This window comes from Granulicella sp. WH15 (assembly GCF_009914315.1).
Taxonomy (GTDB): domain Bacteria; phylum Acidobacteriota; class Terriglobia; order Terriglobales; family Acidobacteriaceae; genus Edaphobacter.
Genome location: NZ_CP042596.1, coordinates 895,878 through 914,226, shown reverse-complemented (window position 1 = coordinate 914,226; position 18,349 = coordinate 895,878). Strand labels below are relative to the sequence as shown.

General features: G+C 56.9%; 16 protein-coding genes. 10 read left to right on the top strand and 6 right to left on the bottom strand.

The genetic code is table 11. The annotated features are described in order from the left end of the window. The first annotated feature begins 71 nt into the window (after nucleotides 1–71). The 7 genes from FTO74_RS03925 (at nucleotide 72) to FTO74_RS03895 (ending at nucleotide 8,656) form a co-directional block, all read left to right on the top strand. Nucleotides 72–1,685: a tannase/feruloyl esterase family alpha/beta hydrolase gene (locus FTO74_RS03925; RefSeq protein ID WP_162536969.1), complete on the top strand. Its 1,614-nt coding sequence runs from the start codon at nucleotides 72–74 to the stop codon at nucleotides 1,683–1,685. 8 nt (nucleotides 1,686–1,693) lie between these two features. Then, nucleotides 1,694–2,545 carry a VOC family protein gene (locus FTO74_RS03920; protein WP_162536968.1) on the top strand — a complete coding sequence of 284 codons (852 nt, stop codon included), beginning with the start codon at nucleotides 1,694–1,696 and terminating at the stop codon, nucleotides 2,543–2,545. Next, nucleotides 2,542–4,089, top strand: a complete 1,548-nt coding sequence (locus FTO74_RS03915; RefSeq protein ID WP_220399069.1) for a class I adenylate-forming enzyme family protein — start codon at nucleotides 2,542–2,544, stop codon at nucleotides 4,087–4,089. Before FTO74_RS03920 ends, FTO74_RS03915 begins: the two co-directional genes overlap by 4 nt. Next, nucleotides 4,086–5,099, top strand: a complete 1,014-nt coding sequence (locus FTO74_RS03910; protein WP_162536967.1) for a zinc-binding dehydrogenase — start codon at nucleotides 4,086–4,088, stop codon at nucleotides 5,097–5,099. The genes FTO74_RS03915 and FTO74_RS03910 overlap by 4 nt, the downstream gene beginning before the upstream one ends. Continuing rightward, entirely contained in the window at nucleotides 5,096–5,515 is a 420-nt protein-coding gene (locus tag FTO74_RS03905; RefSeq protein WP_162536966.1) for a PaaI family thioesterase, read from the top strand. The genes FTO74_RS03910 and FTO74_RS03905 overlap by 4 nt, the downstream gene beginning before the upstream one ends. 33 nt (nucleotides 5,516–5,548) lie before the next feature. Next, nucleotides 5,549–7,180 (top strand): gamma-glutamyltransferase, encoded by a 1,632-nt coding sequence (gene ggt, locus FTO74_RS03900; RefSeq protein ID WP_162536965.1) that lies wholly within the window; start codon nucleotides 5,549–5,551, stop codon nucleotides 7,178–7,180. Between the two features lie 474 nt (nucleotides 7,181–7,654). Beyond that, complete coding sequence (locus FTO74_RS03895) at nucleotides 7,655–8,656, top strand: hypothetical protein (protein ID WP_162536964.1); 1,002 nt, start codon at nucleotides 7,655–7,657, stop codon at nucleotides 8,654–8,656. 93 nt (nucleotides 8,657–8,749) lie between these two features. Here FTO74_RS03895 and FTO74_RS03890 read toward each other — a convergent pair whose 3' ends face one another. From FTO74_RS03890 to FTO74_RS03880, 3 genes are all read right to left on the bottom strand, one after another. Further along, nucleotides 8,750–11,731, bottom strand: a complete 2,982-nt coding sequence (locus tag FTO74_RS03890) for a carboxypeptidase regulatory-like domain-containing protein (protein WP_162536963.1) — start codon at nucleotides 11,729–11,731, stop codon at nucleotides 8,750–8,752. 33 nt (nucleotides 11,732–11,764) lie between these two features. After that, on the bottom strand, nucleotides 11,765–12,286 hold the full coding sequence (locus FTO74_RS03885) for a hypothetical protein (RefSeq protein ID WP_162536962.1): 522 nt from the start codon (nucleotides 12,284–12,286) through the stop codon (nucleotides 11,765–11,767). A 107-nt stretch (nucleotides 12,287–12,393) separates the two neighbouring features. Beyond that, on the bottom strand, nucleotides 12,394–14,046 hold the full coding sequence (locus FTO74_RS03880; protein WP_162536961.1) for an alkaline phosphatase family protein: 1,653 nt from the start codon (nucleotides 14,044–14,046) through the stop codon (nucleotides 12,394–12,396). 224 nt (nucleotides 14,047–14,270) lie between these two features. Here FTO74_RS03880 and FTO74_RS03875 point away from each other — a divergent pair, with 224 nt between their 5' ends. Together FTO74_RS03875 and FTO74_RS03870 are read left to right on the top strand one after the other, a co-directional pair. After that, nucleotides 14,271–14,945 (top strand): response regulator transcription factor, encoded by a 675-nt coding sequence (locus tag FTO74_RS03875; RefSeq protein ID WP_162536960.1) that lies wholly within the window; start codon nucleotides 14,271–14,273, stop codon nucleotides 14,943–14,945. Beyond that, nucleotides 14,942–16,369, top strand: a complete 1,428-nt coding sequence (locus FTO74_RS03870) for an ATP-binding protein (RefSeq protein WP_162536959.1) — start codon at nucleotides 14,942–14,944, stop codon at nucleotides 16,367–16,369. The genes FTO74_RS03875 and FTO74_RS03870 overlap by 4 nt, the downstream gene beginning before the upstream one ends. 74 nt (nucleotides 16,370–16,443) lie before the next feature. Here FTO74_RS03870 and FTO74_RS03865 read toward each other — a convergent pair whose 3' ends face one another. Next, the gene (locus FTO74_RS03865; RefSeq protein ID WP_255462487.1) at nucleotides 16,444–16,770 is read right to left on the bottom strand and encodes a helix-turn-helix domain-containing protein; all 327 of its coding nucleotides are present in this window, start codon (nucleotides 16,768–16,770) and stop codon (nucleotides 16,444–16,446) included. Between the two features lie 209 nt (nucleotides 16,771–16,979). Between FTO74_RS03865 and FTO74_RS03860 the strand changes: the two genes are divergently transcribed. Then, nucleotides 16,980–17,834: an SDR family oxidoreductase gene (locus FTO74_RS03860; protein ID WP_162536957.1), complete on the top strand. Its 855-nt coding sequence runs from the start codon at nucleotides 16,980–16,982 to the stop codon at nucleotides 17,832–17,834. 15 nt (nucleotides 17,835–17,849) lie between these two features. Here the strand turns inward: FTO74_RS03860 and FTO74_RS03855 are convergent, their stop codons facing one another. Further along, entirely contained in the window at nucleotides 17,850–18,017 is a 168-nt protein-coding gene (locus FTO74_RS03855; protein ID WP_162536956.1) for a hypothetical protein, read from the bottom strand. 24 nt (nucleotides 18,018–18,041) lie between these two features. Continuing rightward, entirely contained in the window at nucleotides 18,042–18,320 is a 279-nt protein-coding gene (locus tag FTO74_RS03850; protein WP_162536955.1) for a SelT/SelW/SelH family protein, read from the bottom strand. Nucleotides 18,321–18,349 lie beyond the last annotated feature (29 nt).

The window sequence follows — 18,349 nt, the reverse complement described above, 5'->3', positions numbered from 1 at the left end:
CCTACAGTAGAAGTGCGGTCAGATTGATTACGTCGGTGGCGCTAGGTTTGCCCCTTGGTTCTATTGTGGCAATGGCGCAGCCTGCCACGCCTGCGCCTGCTTCATCCGAGGCTTGTCATAGCCTGATCGGGACGCCGAACCTGACGATTCTCTCGGCCGAGACTGTCGCGGCCTCTGGCAAACTGCCCGCTTACTGCCAGGTGTATGGGTTGATTGCACCTGCGATTCACTGGCAGGCGCAGCTTCCTCTGGGTGACACCTGGAACGGACGGCTGTTGAATATCGGCAATGGCGGCAAGGCTGGGAACTTTCAGTTCGCCTTCAATCGGCTGGCGCAGGGCTACGCTGTAGTAAGTAACAATACTGGTCACGATAACGGGGCCGAGCCTAACTCGTCCTTCGCGTTCAACAACAAGCAGGAGTTCTTCGACTATGCGTACCGGGCTATTCATGTCACGGCTAACGCATCGAAGGCCTTGACCCTGGCGTTTTATGGCAAGCCTCAGAAGCATGTTTATTTTGAAGGCTGTTCCACTGGCGGGCGCCAGGGGATGCTGGAGGCGCAACGCTATCCTGCGGACTTTGACGGCATTGTCATCGGCTCTCCTGCAATCGACTTTACGAAGCTGAACGTCGCTCATATATGGACGGAGAAGCATCTGCTTGAGAATCATGCAGCCGGGAACCTCGCATTCGATAAGGACGGGGACGGAAGCTTTAAGGATCTGAAGAAGGTCGATATTCTGCATGACGCTGTGCTGGCCAAGTGCGATGCGAAGGACGGCATCAAGGATGGAGTTATCAACGACCCGCGCCAGTGCGACTTCAAGCCTGCAGAGGACCTCAAGCAGTATGCCTGCCCGGCGGATAAGAACGCGGATAACTGCTTTACCAAAGCGCAACTGCATACGATTGAAGCCATCTATGCAGGACCACATGACAGCAAGGGGACGAAGATCTTCTACGGCCCTTCCTTTGGCTCAGAGGTGCAGTGGCCCAAGAATGTCATTCCGTGGGGAGGCAATCAGTTTCTGCCGACGAACCTTATCTATGAACTCGACCATGCGAACTTCCTCATCTACGAAGACTCGCCGGGGCTTCCGCCCAACGAGATTCATAGCGTTGGCGATGCTCCCTATAAAGGCGGCATCTTTCCGGAGTATGCGTGGTGGGAGTTCAACTTCGACGACATCACCGCAGGCAAAGCGCAGTTCGTTCAGCACTACATGGATGCAGTCGACCCTGACCTCAATCGGTTTCTGAAGCAACGCAAGGGCAAGTTGCTGATGTACCAGGGGTGGAGCGATGGTGACGCGCTGCCCGAGAGCATCGTTGCTTATTATCAGCAGGTGGTGCAGAAGACCTTTGATGGATCATATCCCGAAGCTCAGAAGGACGCGCGTCTCTTTATGGTGCCAGGCATGGGACACTGCGGCGGCGGACCCGGGCCGAACGAATGGGATAAGCTGCCCGCGCTGGTGAAGTGGGTTGAGGAGGGCGTTGCTCCGGACTCGATTGTCGCGGTGCATCGCAGCTCTGTGCGCGATGATAATACCCCCGGTCCGATCACCGATGAACGGAAGCTGTGCCCGTTTCCGCAGCAGGCGGTGTACACAGGGCCAGCGGGTGGAGAGAATGTTTCTGCGAACTGGAAGCAGCAGAACTTTGCCTGTCGAGAGAGGTAGGACGTTTAGTGGATCAGGAAAACTCCAGACCGCTCGCCACACAGATTGACCACCTGGTGGTGGATGCGGGAGACCGTATGGGTGAGGCCGAGCGTGCGTATCGAGCCTTCGGATTTCACCTTACGGAGCGCGGCTTTCATACGCTTGGCTCGGTGAATCATCTTGCGGTCTTTCAGGGACTATACCTTGAGCTGCTGGGCATGGGCGCTGGGTCCAGGCGAGCCGATATCGCCACGTTCCCGGAGGGTCTCAACGGCTTTGTCTTTGCTGCCGGTGATGTCGATCAGCTCTATCGCGATCTGCTAGCGCGAGGCGTGGCTGCAAAGGAGCCGGTCTTCTTCTCGAGGCCAGTCACGCTTGCAGATGGTATTCGTGATGCTAAGTTCGATGTGGTTCGATTGGAGCCGGAGGCGTCGCCCTTTGGGCGCTTCTACTTCTGTCATCATCAGACTCCTGAGCTGGTATGGACGCCCGAAGCGCAGGTGCATCCGAATGGCGTCGTCGCGATCTCTCGCGTGCGTGTGTCCGTTATTGACCCAGTGCGTTTGCTGGAGTTCTTCGGCCACACCCTGGGAGATACGCTGCGCGTTGAGACAGGAGAGAATCGATCGAGCTTTCGGGTAGGAGATGTGGTCGTCGATCTGTACTCCGCGCCCGATCCATCGCTCAGCAGCATCTGGGCCGAAGCCAAGGGCCGTTCGGCGTATATGGCAACGCTCACTTTTCGCACGCAATCGCTGACGCAGACCGCGCGAGTGCTCAGAGAGAATGGAGTAGCGGGCGTGATCTTCGGATCGGAGAGTATTCTGATACCAGCAACCAACGCGTTCAATGTTGGACTGGAGTTCGTAGAAGCATGAGTATGCAATCTGGCGCGCGCTGGTCCAATCTGGGCGCTGCTCTCTCGCAAGATGGCAATCAGGATGACCCGGCCATCATTGATCTCGGTGGTGAAACTCCACCCACGACTTATAGCTATCGACAACTGCACGAGCTGGTCCAGGCCATCGCGCGTGGGCTGCTGGCTCTCGGTCTATCTACGGGTGATCGCGTTGCGGTAGTGTCGGCCAATCGGGCCGAGTACCTTGCCGTCTTCTTCGCAGCGATGCAGGCTGGGCTTGTTCCCGTTCCTCTCAATATCAAGCTGCCTGCCGCGGGGATTGACCTGATCCTTCGCGATGCCGGGGCCAGGCTCGTCTTCTGTGATGCGGAGCGCGCCTCACTTTGCCCCACAGATATTCCCAGAGTATGTTTCGGCAAAGTTTCGGCGGGCACTGAGGCCTTCGAAGCTTTTCTCTCGCCGGGAGCCTTTACGCCGGACGAGCCTGTGCCCGACCAGGCTGCGATGTTCCTCTATACCTCCGGTTCAACGGGCGTTCCTAAAGGTGTGGTGCTCTCGCACGAAAGCCATCTGTGGGTGCTAAAGATGCGTCGCCGTCCGGCTTCTACCGAGCGGCTGCGGACACTGATCGCCGCTCCTCTTTATCACATGAACGCGCTTGCGACGGCACACGCCGCACTGGCGCAGCATGACTCGGTCGTACTGCTGCCGGGCTTTGACGTACCCACCTACATCGACGCCATCGAACGATACAAGTGCAACGCGCTGACGGCGGTTCCAACCATGTTCTCGATGATCCTGAAGCGGCCGGATCTTCTTGCGCGCACCGATCTCTCTTCAGTTCGATCGCTTCGCATGGGCTCCGCGCCGGTCTCGCCGGCGCTCTTCGAGTCGCTTCGCAAGCTCTTCCCCAATGCGCAGATCGCCAATGTTTACGGCACTACGGAGGCGGGGCCCATTGTCTTCGCGCCTCATCCCGATGGTGTACCGACGCCTGCACTCTCACTTGGCTTCAAGCATCCTGAGGTTAGTCTGCGCATCGACGGCAAGGGGACCGGGGAGGCCGATGGCGTGCTTGAGATCAAGTCTCCCGCGCTACTCACCGAGTATTACGGCCGTCCGGAGATGACGCGCAAGGTCTTTACCGAGGATGGGTACTATCGCACCGGCGATGTCTTTCATCGCGATGCCCTTGGCTTCTATTTTTATGTTGGGCGGGCTGACGATATGTTCTCGTGCGGTGCGGAGAATATCTATCCGGGCGAAGTGGAGAAGATGCTGGAGCGACATTCTGCGGTCCAGCAGGTTGCCGTCGTTCCCATCCCCGATGAGATCAAGGGCGCGAAGCCGGTTGCCTTCGTCGTTCTCAAGCCGCACGCGCAGGCAAGCGAGCGGGAGATTCAACAGTTCGCACTGGCGAACGCACCGGCTTATCAGCATCCACGGCGTGTATGGTTTGTGAGTGAGCTGCCGCTGGCAAGCACGAATAAGATTGATACGAAGGCATTGATCGCATCCGCACTTTCGAATATGCAGAGCGATCCAGAAAAGAGGACGACATGAAGGCAATGGTGCTGCGTGAACATGGAGGACCGGAGAAGCTTCTCCTCGAGACCGACTTCCCTGACCCGAAGGCGGGTGCGGGCGAGGTGATCGTGAGGGTTCGCGCGACTTCGCTCAACTATCACGATATCTTTACCCGGCGCGGGATGCCCGGCATCAAGGTTCCATTCCCCGCGATTATGGGACTCGATGTCGCTGGTGAGATTGTTGAAGTGGGTGAGGGTGTTGAGGGCTGGTCGACGGGCGACCGCGTGCTCGTCGACCCTATCAATCGCGTCGAAGGCGGACTGATGGGTGAGACAGTCCATGGCGGGCTGGCGGAGCTGTGCCGCGCCAAGGATCATCAACTGATACGTATTCCTGATGGTGTCTCCTTTGAAGAAGCGGCGGCGCTGCCCTGTGCGTATGGCACAGCCATCCGCATGATGTCGACGATCGGCGAGGTGTCCAAGGGAGAGCGGGTTCTTATCCTGGGCGCTAGCGGCGGTGTGGGCGTCTGCTGCCTGCAGCTCGCCAAGCTGGCCGGGGCGGAGGTGGTCGCCTGCGCCAGTACGCCCGATAAGCTCGCACGATTGAAGGAGCTGGGAGCCGATCACACGATCAACTATCGCGAGACCGACTTCGTCAAGGAGATCTATGCGCTCTATGGCAAGCCGAACCGGCGCAGCGCCGGGGCTAAGCTGGGCGTTGACGTTGCGGTGAACTATACGGGCGGTGACACCTGGGTGAAGACACTGCGCTGCCTGCGCGTGGGCGGACGTCTGCTCACTTGCGGCGCTACTGCCGGGTTCGATCCGCAGGAGGACCTGCGCTTCATCTGGACCTTCGAGCTGAAGATTCTCGGCTCCAATAGCTGGGCTCGTACTGACGTTGAGAAGCTGCTTGCGCTGGTGCAGAGCGGCGAGCTGAAGGTCATCCTCGATGGCAGCTATCCGCTGGCCGAGACCAATGATGCACTACGCCGGATTGAAGACCGCGAGGTCTTCGGAAAGTTGGTCATCGTTCCATGAGCACCGAGACGCTTACTGCTGAGCAGCTTCAGGAGAAGCTGCAGTACTCTCCCTTCAATCGCCTCTTGAATCTGACCGTTCTTCATGCCGATGCAGAGAAGCAGGAGGTAACCGTGCGCAGCCAGTTGCGGCCTGAGTTTGAACGGGCCGAGGGCTCCGGCCAATGGCATGGTGGGGTGATCTCGGCCTTGATCGACACGGTGGGCGACTACGGACTGGTGATGCTGGTGGGGCGTCCACTGCCTACGGTCAACTTCCGTGTCGATTACCTGCGGCCCGCGATCAATACCTCGTTGACGCTGGTCGCCAAGGTGCGCCGTATAGGCAAGAGTGTCGGGATCGTCGATGTCGATGTGCTCAACGATGCGGGTGCTCTTATCGCGATTGGGCGTGCCAACTACTCCATGCTCGTCTGACGCACTGCGCAGTATTTAGGAGAGGAACTCTCGATGAGCACGCTGGCTAAGAAACAAGATCGCTGGGTGGCGCGCTCTGTTGTCGTCTCGACGAGCGGGGTGGTCGCCAGCGAAAGCTCACTGGCATCGCAGGCTGCGGCCGTTATCCTTGCCCAGGGTGGCAATGCGGTCGATGCTGCCGTTGCGGCTAATGCTGTGCTCGGCGTCGTTGCTCCGCATAGCAACGGACTGGGCGGCGATCTGTTTGCCATCGTCTATGAGGCCGCTACAGGGAAGTATATTGGCCTCAACGCGAGTGGGTGGTCGCCCGCTGGTCTTAGCGTTGCGTGGATGCAGCAGCGGGGAATGACGGAGATCCCGAAGAAAGGTATCCATAGCGTCAGTGTTCCGGGCGTCGTGGATGGCTGGGAGAAGCTGCTCCACAGATTTGGCAGCCGCAACTTCGAGCAGGTGCTCGCTGCTGCGATCCACTTTGCTGAAGATGGGTTCCCGGTTGCGGAACGGTCTGCGATGCGCTGGCAGGAGAACGCGCACGAGCTCATTGGCGAGGCTCAGAGCAGCTTTTTGCCGGATGGCCGTGCGCCGCGTTTTGGCGAGGTCTTTCGCAGCCCCGGACTCGCTCGCAGCCTTCGTTCCATCGCCAGGGATGGCAGCCAAGCCTTCTACCAGGGGGAGATCGCGGAGCGCATCCTCGAGCTGTCGCAGGCTGAGGGCGGGTTGTTTACTCGCGAGGACTTGAGCGAGTTCAGCAGCGAATGGGTGGAGCCCATCACCACTACTTACCGTGGCTGGACCGTGCACGAGCTGCCTCCTAACGGCGCGGGTATCGCGGCGCTCTCAATGCTCAATATCATGGAGAATTTTCCGCTGCGAGAGTATGGAGCCAACTCCGCGAGTGCGCTGCACCACATGATTGAGGCCAAGAAACTGGCCTATGCCGACATGTTGCGCTATGTCTGCGATCCTGGCCATGCCGCGATCCCCGTGGAGCACATCCTATCGAAGAGCTACGCAGCCCAGCGTGCGGCTCTCATCGAGCCGGATAAAGCTTGTGCGGCGGCTCGTCCCGGGCAGTTCCTGGAGCCGGGTGGAGATACCGTTTACCTCAGCGTCGCCGATCGTCATGGCAATGTGGTCTCGTTGATCCAGAGCAACTACATGAACTTCGGCTCGGGTCTCGAGGCCAGGGGCACAAGCTTTCTGTTGCAGAATCGGGCCAACCTCTTCAGCGCCGACCCTTCGCATCCTAACGTTGCGGCGGGACGCAAGCGCCCTCTGCACACCATCATTCCGGCATTCCTCTCGAAGGAGGACCAGATCATCGCCTTCGGAATTCAGGGCGGATGGAATCAGTCGCAGGCGCACGCGCAGTTTGTCTCGAACATCGTTGACCATGACATGACCATCCAGGAGGCGATTGAAGCGCCTCGCTTTACCAAAGCGACGTTCGATGGCTTCGATATTCAAGTGGAGGCGCGTATCCCCTTAGAGATACAGCGGGAGCTCGAAGCCAAGGGACACCAGGTGAAGCAAGAGGGAGCGTTCTCAGAGATCATGGGTGGTGGGCAGGCTGTGCTTTGCGATCGCGCGGCGGGGGTGAACTATGGGGCCTCCGATCCGCGCAAAGACGGCTCTGCTATTCCCGAACCGCACGCTGCTCTCTGATGGTTACTCTTGGCAAAGAATAGCCGCTGGGAACTCTGCCGGTAACCCTCGTAAACATTGCAGTGAAGCTCCAGGCTGTTTGATAGCCAAGGGTGCTTGGACACAGTGTCTGTTTCAGAGCCTCGTGGAGCTTGAAGCACTCGATTGATAGCGACCTGACATCGGGCATCGATGGCGTTACGGTATTTCTTCGCCATAAATACGCGACAGATGGGGCAATGTTGCGGCTACGACCGAGTTTGGCCATGGATCATCTTTCAGGGTGAGGCTTCCGGGAACGGATGTTCCTCTGAACCTTGCCGCAGACACTATTTCCCTCTCTGCGCCTTGCATAAGCAATAGCGCTACTCCCACATCAAGATGAAGATTTCCTGAGGCATTGTTAAGAGTTGGCAACGAGGACCGAACTCTAAGGTTTCCCTAAGTGACGATGGGTACAAAGCGAGTGGACCCATCACACACTACCGAGGAATCATGATTAAGATAACGGCTCTTGCACTTGCTACTCTTGCGCCCACAACTCTTTATGCACAACATGAGGCACATAATGTTGCACCGGGGGTCAGGACCCAGGTACTGGCTCATAATGCCTACCCCGACCATGGCAAATATGAGGATCGTCTCGACCGCGCCCTTGCCAGTGGTATGCCTCTAGCTATTGAAGAAGACCTTGCGTGGCTCGACGGAAGATCGGTCGTCATTCACGGTGCCAAGAACGCCTCTGCCCAGGATCCGACGCTGGAATCTTATTTATTCCCCAAGGTGCGTCCCCTGATGGAGAAAGCAATGCAAAGTGGGGACAAGAGCAAGTGGCCCCTGATTACGCTCTACCTCGATATCAAAAATAATCCTCCCGAGCACCTAGAAGCCATTGCAAAGGTTCTCGATCGTTATAACTCCTGGCTAACTACGGCGGTAAAGACTGACGACCTCACCAAGCAGTCTCCGCTAAAGCTCGGCCCAATGATGATTCTGGTAGAAGATAAGCAGAACGATATTAAGCAACAGTTTTTTTACGACCAGGTGCCGGTTGGAGGACAGATCAGGGTCTTTGGGTCAGTGACCAAACCGGCTGAAAATCCCACTCATATTCCAAAGCAGGAGTACATCGATAGCCTTGTCACTGTACCAATGGAAAAGATCACCATGCAGAAGGCCGACAACTATCACCGTTGGTGGGGGCTTGATTGGGCCTATGTCGAAGAGGGTGGCGAAGAGCATCATCGCGAGTGGGGCAAAGAACAAGAGACGCGGCTGAAACAGATCGTCTCCTATGGTCATCAACTCGGGTACTTGATGAGCTTTTACTGCCTCGACGGGTTTACTTCAGAGAGCAACCAAGGATGGGAAAGCGAATATAACTTCGGCTCCGTGCAGGAGGTGATGCCTCGCTGGAAATCCGCAATTCATGCCCATGCGGATATGATCTCGACCGACCAGTTCGAGTTACTTGCAAAAGAGATTAAGTCGCGTTAGTTACCTCCTTTTATAGTTAGTTCGAAGATTGTAAGTACCAATAAGAAAGCCCCGCAGATATCTGCGGGGCTTTCTTATTGCTTACTCGACAAGTTAGAAGTCAACCTTCAAACTGAACTGCAAGTCTCGAGGCCCACCGGATCCGGCAGTGTTCGTGTTGTAAGCAGAGGTGATGACACCAAAGTTATTCGGGTTAGGAACAGTGGTAGCCGGAGCCCAGGTTGTTGCCGGTTTGCCATACTGCGCCTTGTTCAAGATATTGAACGCCTCAGCACGGAAGGTAGTGCCCACTCTCTCCGTGATGGGGAAACGCTTGCTGATCGCAGGATCGATCTGCCAGTGTGCCGGCCCGCGCACCGCGTTACGTCCGAGATTACCCCAGGTGCCATTTGCCGGCGTGGAGAAGGCCTCGTAGTTGAGCCAGTGCTGTGGTGTCTTATCTGCAAAGTAAAGCGGCACTCCCAGAACCACGTTAGGACGCTGGCTTTTGTTGATCTGATCCGGCAGTGCGCTTGCACTGCGGCTCACCGTCACGTTGAGAGGAAGCCCACCTCTCGCGTATGCGATCGTGCTCAGTTGCCATCCTCCCAGGAAGAAGTCAGCAGTACGTGAACCGGTGTTCAGGAACTTGCGTCCTCGCCCAAACGGAAGCTGCCAGATAGCACTGCCGGTAAAGTAAGAGCGCATGTCCTGGTCGCTTGCAGCGCGTTCGCACCGTGGGCAGGCGACGTTCTGCGGGACATCGGCTTCGCCACCACCGAGGCCGCCGTTATCAATCGAATGCGACCACTCGTAGTTAGCCGAGAGCGATAGCTCTCTGGATACATTCCGCTGCAGGCTGGTCTGGAATGCGTTGGTACTGGCATGATTGAAGGTTCCGCGGTAGTCGATCGTCGAATACCCCGCATAAGGACGTTTGCCGGTTGCGGGAATAATTCCGTTGAGTGTCCAATCGGAGAAGACGTGCGATGCGCTTGTACCGAAGTACGACATCTGGAAGATCGTCTGTTTGGCAATCTCCTGCTGAACGGAGATCGTCCACTCATCCACTGCCGTGTCTCGCCGATTGATCGGCGCACCCGAGGGGCTTGAGCTTCCTGTCTGAGTACCAAGTGTTGGCGGAACCGGATAGCTAAGTCCCGGAGACTGAGCCTGTGTCAGAGTGTATTTTGCCGGGGTTATGTTCGAGATGGGAGTGCCCAGACCTCCAAACTGACCGAAGCCATAGTAGATTCCGAATCCCGCACGGAAGACCGTCTTGCCATGAAGAAGCTCAGGAGACCATGCGCCACTGATACGGGGAGACAGATCGAGCAAGTTGGGGCTGTACCAGCCAATATTGCTGGGGCAGACGATATTGGGGCAGTTGAGGGGATCGACACTGATGCCTCGCCCCAACACCTCGTGGTTGACGCCGAAGTACTCGTAACGCAGGCCGATATTCAGATTCACTGTCGAGCCAAGCTTGTACTGGTCGAGGACGTATCCGAAGTACTCCGTCAAACGCTGGCCTGTCAGGGGAACGGTGCCATTGTAGCTGTCGGAGTCGATCAGATTGCTGAGAAAGGTCGAAGTGCTGGTATAAGAAATTGTCTCATCGGGACTGTTCGGCGAGGCTTTGTTCTCCTGCACACGACGCACGGTAACTCCAGCCTTGATGGTATGACGCCCGAAGAGGAAGGTTGCATCATCGATGCCGGTGAAGGAGTTGTCGTTGCGAATAGAACCGCTCGGATTGCCGATGCTGGTGAAGGGTGAGATCGAAAGGGCAAACGCAAACGGCGTGTTCTGCCCCTGGAGAAACTGTGCGCGATTGAAGCCATAGCGAAAGTCGTTGAAGAACCGCTGCGTGAAGGTGTTCTGAACTCCAATCGTGGCGTTAGGCGTGTTCAGGTTGTTGAATCCAGTTGCAGGCGGCAGGTTATCAGGCGCCGTCTGGGTGTAGTGATCCGTGTTGACGCGGACAAAGACACTCATGCGGTCACTGACGTGATAGTCGCCACGAATCAAGCCCGAATCTTCGCGTGTAATCTGCTTGCCGGTGCCATTATAGGTGGCACTGGTCGGACTAATAGCGATCTGGCCAAGCGGATAAGCATTGATCAACGGAGCTAATACAGGCTGCTGGCTCGCGACCTGCGCTCTGAAGCTCGCGGTGGGAACGGTCCCCGTGATGGGCTTATTCAAGATCTCACGTACGGCCTCGTAGTTCGCAAAGAAGAAAAGCTTCTTCTTCAAGATCGGGCCACCGAGATTTGCACCGTAGTTATTCCGTCGCAGAGCGGGAAGAAATCCGGCTGCTCCCCACGGAGTCGCATCAAAGTAGTTGTTGCGAATGAACTCCCAGGCCGCTCCATGAAACTGAGCACCACCGGTCTTCGATACGACCTCGATCTGTCCACCAACCGAACCGCCTTGATCCGCGCTATAGCCAACGCCGTTGGCACGAAACTCGGCAATGGCCTCCGTCGAGACCTGCAGGTGAAGATCGACTTTCTGGTACTGGTGATTGATGCCGGAGTTATCGACTCCATCCAGATGCCAAGTGTTATCTTCGTCCGAGAGCCCCGCGAAACGTACATCCTGCTGCGTACCAGTGCCTCCGTCGATCACTCCCGGAACGAGAGAGACAAGACCTACAAAGCTCCGGCCGTTGAGCGAAAGATCCTGCGCCTGTTTGCCATGGACGACTCCGCCGATCTCAGCAGAGGACTTTGACAGACCTGAGTCCAAAACTTCGACCTGCGTGCTTGTGCCTTCGATAGCCAGTTTGGCGTCAAGCGTGCGGGTCTGTCCCACGTCCAGCGTCACGCCCTCCAGAACATAGGGAGAAAATCCGGGCGCATTGATCGCTACAGTATATGCGCCCGTAGCCAGAGAGCTTACAGTGTAAGCACCGGCCTGGTTAGTATCTGTGAGACGCTGAGTGTCCGTATTTTCGGACGTGATTACGAGGTGAGCCCCGACGACCCTGCGGCCTGACGGGTCAGTGACCGAACCCGTCAGGCTTGCACGGTCCGTCTGCGCCAGGGCAGGCAGAACCGATAGTAGAAAGAGCAAAAAAAGTTTCTTCATCACGATCCTTCTTTCCTTAGGGTTGATGAATCGTTACTGGTACAGAGCTTTCTTGCTGGGGATCTGACGCTGCATATCATCCCGAATGGCCACGCCGATCTTGATCGCCTCTTCTTCAGTCGCCGCCTTCGCGTAAGGAACCTCCATCACCACGAAGCCGCCGCTCAGATCGCGGCCCTTGGCATCGGTCATCGGAATCAGAAGATCGAAGACCTTATCCTTGTCAATCTTCGCCGCCACCGGCTTGCCACCTGCCAGCTTCTGCATGTCCGTATCGGAAGACTTCTTGCCGACCTTAGAGAGCGTGATGTTCGCAATGATGACGTTGTCAGTCTCGTTCGGCGGAACGGCATGGATGCCAAGCTTGACGATCTGGTCGTCATGAGCAGCCTTGACCTTCACAACCAGGGACTGGGCGAAAGGTGCGCTCACGTGCATGTAGGTAGAAGGATCCTGCGCGGGAGCCTTAGCTTTCTTCGCCTCCTGGGCGTGCAACACGGTGGAGACAGACGACAGGGATAGCGAGCAGACGAGGATAGCTTTAATGATCGACATAGAGGTTCTCCTAGACGGAAGGTTGACTTGCATTTGGTTAAGTGCGAATCATCATCACCGCATACCGCGCAGCGACTTTGTTGTCAGTCGTGGCAACGATCACCACATCACTGCTTCGCAGAATGTTTCGGAGTCGAGTGCGGCAGATGTGACTGCTGCCTCGACTCGAGAAATGGCTCAGCTACCTGTTCGAGCACATGTCCAACGTTGCCGCTTGGAGTCTCGATCTGCAGGATCGCCGCCAGGGTTGGCGCTACGTCGCTGACGCCGACGCGCTTGCTATAGACACCAGCCCGCACCTTGCTGCCATAGAAGATCAGCGGTACATGGCTGTCGTAGTCATAAGGAGAGCCGTGCCCAGTGCCCGAATCGCCCCCGAGATAGTAGGGCTTCATGATGACAATCACATCGGGACCACGCTGAGGAAAGAAGGCTCGTGCGACATACTCGTCGATCTGCGACTGCGCGGCCTCATGCTTCAGCAACTGCGTGCGGGTATAGGTCCGCGCGACATACGGAAGCGTCATCGCAGCCGCTGCAGCCTCGTCTTCGACAGCACTGGGCTTTAGCTTCTTCTGCGCGATCAGATCGTAGTTGAAGTAAAAGCCGGACTCCTGAACCCCCAGCAGCCACTTCCCTTCACCGAACTTCTTCGTTAGAGCATCCTGAATTTTGCCGAGATACTCCTTCTTATCGATACGTCCACCCGGCATCTTGCGCGCCGTGTTTACCTCAGGCACGGGCGACACGCCATGATCCGCAGTAACCACCACCAGCAGGTTCTCGAGACCGCCCGCCTGCTTGACCGCCGCATCCAGAAGCTTGGCCAGAACCCGGTCCGTGTATACGGACATATCCTCGACCTCGGGCGCATCCGGCCCAACCGCATGGCCAAGATGATCGTTCGCGGAGAAGCTGATCGTCAGCACATCGGTTCCGTTGTGATGGCCGAGGTCTTCATGACGGAGCACCTGCTCTGCCAACTCTTCAAGCATGTCATTGGCATACGGTGTCTTCTCCCACTCAGAGAAGTAAGCCTTATTCGCGATGTTCGAGAGCGTGATAAACGGCTTCGCAGAGAAGGCATCCTTCCCAATGGGAAACCACGTCGCGCCCAGGTACTTCAGAGCGGGCTTAGTGGAGTTGAACTGCTCGACCCACTCCGGCAGCTTCGACTGATACCACGTGCTGCTCACGACATTGCCCGATTGGTTGTCGATCCAGTAGGCCGCATCCGCCATACGCCCCGCGGGCAGAATCGCCGCCCGGTCCTTCATCGAGATGCCAATCACCTTTGACGTGCCTCGATCAGCGATCTTGATCTCGTCACCGAGCGTGCTCACGATCAGGTTGTGCGGCGACGCTCCCTCTTTCCCCGAACCGGCCCCAAGAAGAGTCGTCTTCGCATCCTCAACCGAGGTGATGGTCTTGCCCAACGCGCGGTCGTACCAGTCATTGCCGATGATGCCGCTCGTCGCAGGCACCGATCCAGTCAGAAAAGTCGCATGACCGGTGGCAGTAACCGTTGGAAAGTGATCCTGATGCGCATCCACAAACACCGCCCCTTGCGACAGCATCGTGGCCAGGCCGCCCGTGTAGCGATCACGGAAGCGAGTCGTGTAGTCATACCGGAACTGATCGATTGCGATTGCCAGAATCAGCTTCGGTCGGTGTTCGGAGGTCTTCGGCTTTTCTTCCGCATGGGCTCCTGGTAGAGAAAGAGCCAGCAGAGCGGTGCAGAATATGTTTCGGATCTTCAATGCGCTCTCCTATACAGCCGGCACGAGATGCACATGTGTTCGATCGCATCGAACGCGTTGCACACGGTGCTCTTCACGAGCACTCCTTGGATCTTCTTCTCGAGCTGCTGATAGGTTCATTCAAGCCGGACCGTCTTAGACAAGCCTTAGAAACGAAGGCTTGTAACCTCTATTTCATCGGACGTCCGCAAACTGTTCACATCCTGGCATCTCTAATGGTCCCTATGAACATCCTTGTGGTCGAAGACAATAAACGACTTGGCAATATCCTACGGCAGGGATTGATCGAAGATGGGCATCAGGTTGTGCTCTCGCAAAGGGGCGACGATGGGCGCGATCTCCTGCTGGAAACCGCATTTGACGCGGCTGTGCTCGATGTCATGCTGCCCGGTCTAGATGGCTTTAGCGTGCTCGAGCAGGTACGTGAGCGCAAGTGCCTGGTTCCGATCCTTATGTTGACTGCAAAGGATTCCATGAGGGATATCGTGCATGGTCTGAACCTCGGCGCGGATGACTACCTCACCAAGCCGTTTCAGATTCAGGTCTTCATTGCGCGCGTTCGCGCCATAGGCCGTCGCAGCCCCATGCTGCAACCGAAGAAGCTTCTCGCTGGCGATCTCGAACTTGATACCTCCAGCCGTGTCGCTCGTCGCGCGGACAACGAGATAGCCCTGACAAAGAAGGAATACACCCTGCTCGAGCTGCTCATGCGTAGAGCCAACCAAGTAGTCACACGCAATCAACTGCGAGAGGCCGGCTGGTCTTACGATGCGGAAGTAAGCGACAGCAGCGTCGATTTCTACATGCACAGCCTGCGCTCGAAGATCGACATCAATCGCCGCGAGAGCCTCATTCGAACCGTCCGCTCTCTCGGATATACCCTGGCAGTTCCAAAATGAAGATCACCTTACGCTCTCTTCGCATCAGGCTTTCTCTGCTCTACATCATCTTTACCTTGACCTCCATGATCTGCCTCGGCTGCTTCTCGTACTGGTATCTCAGCCGCCAGCTTGAAAGCTCTCGCAAGCACACCATGGAAGCACGCGAGGAGCGTGTCATCCGCTACATCGCCACCTGGCCCCGGCAAGGCCCTGCGCTCGACCTACTTGAAAAGCTCCAGTTGTTCAGCATTGCACTCGCTTCCACCGACATCATTCAGGCCTATGAACTCGATGGGAGCCTCATCTACTCTTCGCCCGGCAGTCCCGAGTTCAAGGTTCCCTGGCCCAACAAGTCGTGTTTGGAACGCTGCTACGACCTCGTTCACCAGAACGGCCACACCGTCCGCACGCTTGACCACGTGGTCATACTTGACGGCCACAAGATACGCCTGTCCCTCTCCGGCAAGATCGACGAGCATGAAGATATCCTCCGCGCTGTACGCAACTCCTACCTGCTCTTCTGCCCGCTCCTGCTCCTTGCCTCGGCTGCGGGAGGGTATGTTCTCAGCAACCGCGCGCTCACCCCTGTCAGCCAGATGACAACAGAGGCGCGCAAGATCGGGATTCAGGATCTCGAGCGTCGGCTGCCTGTGCCCGATACTGGAGACGAGCTACAAACACTCGCTGAGACATGGAACGAGCTGCTAGGCAGGCTTGAGACTGCAGTCGCGAGACTCACGCAATTTACGGGCGATATCTCCCACGATCTCAGCACCACGATTACGATCATGCTCACCACAGCCAGCCTCGCCTTGAGCAGAACGAGATCGACCGAAGAGTATCAGAGCGCGCTAAGCACGATTGCTGTCGAATGTGAGGCCACCTCTCAGCTTCTCGAAGACCTGCTCGCCGTAGCGAGAGCCGACCTCGTGCATCAGAACATCGAACGCCGTCCCGTTCCCATCTCGCAGATCGTCCTCGAGATGTCTCAGCACTTCGCGGCCAAGGCGAGGCTCAAGAATCAGGTTCTCACCTCACGTATCGACGACGACGCCTGGATGCTTGGAGATCTCTCCCTGCTGCGGCGAATGGTCACGATCCTCCTCGACAACGCGATTAAGTACACGCCGGAGTCCGGTTCTATCAGCATCTCTCTGGAAGCAAATGGCGAAACCATCCAACTGGTTGTAAAGGATACGGGAATTGGCATTCCTGCAGAGGCGCTGCCGAAGATCTTCGACAGGTTCTATCGTGTCGATCAGGCACGGAGCCAGGAGGAGGGGAGCAGCAGTGGCCTGGGCCTATCCATCGCAAAATGGGTTGTGGAAGCGCATCAATCGGTCATCACGGTAGACTCCAAGCCGGGCGAAGGAAGCACCTTTACCGTCTCCATCCCGGAGCAGAACAATGGTGTCGAAGCCACACATTTAGCCGCCTTCTGACACATACTACAAGCCATCTATCCTGATAGCGATGGTACGAAGCTGCTGGAATACCGAACGAATCTCCTCGTCGGCTAACGAGCGATGAGGCGACTAGAGGACTCCCGTCGCCCAGCAAGCTGCGAGCGGCTTCCGAGCACCTCCGGAACATGCTCTTCCACCCAATCCGTCAGCGTCTTAATATGAATCCCCACCTCTCTCCCGAGACGGGTCAGGCTGTATTCGACCTTAGGAGGAATGGTCGGGTATACCGTTCTCAGCACAAATCCATCTGCTTCGAGGGTCTGGAGAGTCTGGGCCAGCATCTTTTCACTGACGCCTCCGATGCCTCGTGCCAGCTCGCTGAAACGCTGTGTCCCATCCAGAAGAACAAGAAGCACTAGGCACCCCCACCGCGACATCAGGTGATTGAGAACGATTCGAGACGGACAGTTCTCGTCGTATACATTCCCTTTCCGTCTCTTTTGTCTCCCCGTGAGAACTTTAGCTGGACTGGGCATGTAAGTAGCTTACCTTAATGTGCGTACTTACGAAAAGTTAGCCAATGCTCTAGGCTTTCGTTATGGCCAGCTGCACTCGATTGGCCGTGAGAAGGATAAGGAGAAAGCAAATGATCGTCGTCACAGGAGCAACAGGGAAACTTGGCCATCATGTCATCAAGGGATTGCTAAAGAAGGTTCCGGCAACTCAGATCGTCGCGGCTGTCCGCAACCCCGAAAAAGCCTCGGACCTCGCCGCTCTGGGAGTTCAGCTGCGGCAGGCCGACTACTCCAAGCCCGTTACGCTCGCTTCGACATTCGCCGGCGCGGAAAAGGTCCTGCTCATCTCATCGAACGAACTCGGCGAGCGCGTGGCACAGCACAAGGCCGTGATCGACGCCGCCATAGCAGCGAATGTGAAGCTTCTTGCCTACACCAGCATTCTGAGGGCAGACACCTCTGCCCTGGCCTTGGCAACCGAGCACCTGGCAACGGAAGAGCACATTCGCTCCTCAGGCTTGCCATTCGTCCTACTGCGCAACGGCTGGTATCTGGAAAACCATACGGAGGTGCTCGGCCCTGCGCTACAGCATGGAACGATCCTGGGAGCCGCCCAAGACGGTAAGTTAGCCTCAGCATCTCGAGAGGATTATGCTCTGGCAGCCGCGACAGTGCTTACGGGCGAAGGGCACGAGAATAAGGTGTACGAGCTAGCCGGAGACAACTCCTACACACTCTCCGAACTAGCCGCTGAAGTCTCAAAGATCGCCTCCGTACCAGTGGCCTACAAAAACCTGACTCCAAGCGAATATGAGACCGCGCTACTCGGCTTCGGACTCCCCGCGGCTCTAGCCTCTCTCCTCGCCAACTCAGACGCGGGCGCAGCAAAGGGCGAACTGGACTCCACGTCCCATGACCTTCAAGCCCTGCTTGGTCGCCCAACTACTACGCTGACAGAAGCAGTACATGCAGCTATCACCAAATAAAGGATATGCGCAGGGCTACTCTGAATAGCCCTGCGCATATCCTCTTCTGAAGCGACTTAGATAGCTCGCAGTTCTTTGTTTTCTGACCTCAAGCATCCGCACCGCGATGCCCTCCTGCAGGCGGCGCATCTCTTTCCACAGGTAGAGCAACCGCACCAGCCAGATGGACTCGGAGACTATCATTTAAAACATGCGAACGTCATAGCTTCAACGGTCGGTGTGCCCTAAATCTCTTCCCGGAGCAATCCGATCCCGCACCAGTTGCTTAAGCTCCTTGATGTCCGGGAACCTGCCCTCATCCTTACGCGACCAGATGAGCTCATCGTTCACACCCACCTCGAAGACGCCGCCTGTGCCGGGGATCAGTGCGACTTCGCCGATCTCATCCTGAAATGTCGTCAGCAGCTCCTGCGCCATCCAGGAAGCGCGCAACAGCCATCGGCACTGAGTGCAGTACTTGATGTGGACTCGTGGCAAAGTGGACATCTCTGAAGTAGTATCACCTTCCGGCATCG

Bases quoted from the DNA above. Each gene is read 5' to 3' on its own strand.
- FTO74_RS03890 (WP_162536963.1), bottom strand. From the start codon at position 11,731: ATGAAGAAACTTTTTTTGCTCTTTCTACTATCGGTTCTGCCTGCCCTG.
- FTO74_RS03875 (WP_162536960.1), top strand. From the start codon at position 14,271: ATGAACATCCTTGTGGTCGAAGACAATAAACGACTTGGCAATATCCTA.
- FTO74_RS03915 (WP_220399069.1), top strand. From the start codon at position 2,542: ATGAGTATGCAATCTGGCGCGCGCTGGTCCAATCTGGGCGCTGCTCTC.
- ggt (WP_162536965.1), top strand. From the start codon at position 5,549: ATGAGCACGCTGGCTAAGAAACAAGATCGCTGGGTGGCGCGCTCTGTT.
- FTO74_RS03870 (WP_162536959.1), top strand. From the start codon at position 14,942: ATGAAGATCACCTTACGCTCTCTTCGCATCAGGCTTTCTCTGCTCTAC.
- FTO74_RS03855 (WP_162536956.1), bottom strand. From the start codon at position 18,017: ATGATAGTCTCCGAGTCCATCTGGCTGGTGCGGTTGCTCTACCTGTGG.
- FTO74_RS03895 (WP_162536964.1), top strand. From the start codon at position 7,655: ATGATTAAGATAACGGCTCTTGCACTTGCTACTCTTGCGCCCACAACT.
- FTO74_RS03925 (WP_162536969.1), top strand. From the start codon at position 72: ATGGCGCAGCCTGCCACGCCTGCGCCTGCTTCATCCGAGGCTTGTCAT.
- FTO74_RS03905 (WP_162536966.1), top strand. From the start codon at position 5,096: ATGAGCACCGAGACGCTTACTGCTGAGCAGCTTCAGGAGAAGCTGCAG.
- FTO74_RS03850 (WP_162536955.1), bottom strand. From the start codon at position 18,320: ATGTCCACTTTGCCACGAGTCCACATCAAGTACTGCACTCAGTGCCGA.
- FTO74_RS03910 (WP_162536967.1), top strand. From the start codon at position 4,086: ATGAAGGCAATGGTGCTGCGTGAACATGGAGGACCGGAGAAGCTTCTC.
- FTO74_RS03865 (WP_255462487.1), bottom strand. From the start codon at position 16,770: ATGTCGCGGTGGGGGTGCCTAGTGCTTCTTGTTCTTCTGGATGGGACA.
- FTO74_RS03860 (WP_162536957.1), top strand. From the start codon at position 16,980: ATGATCGTCGTCACAGGAGCAACAGGGAAACTTGGCCATCATGTCATC.
- FTO74_RS03885 (WP_162536962.1), bottom strand. From the start codon at position 12,286: ATGTCGATCATTAAAGCTATCCTCGTCTGCTCGCTATCCCTGTCGTCT.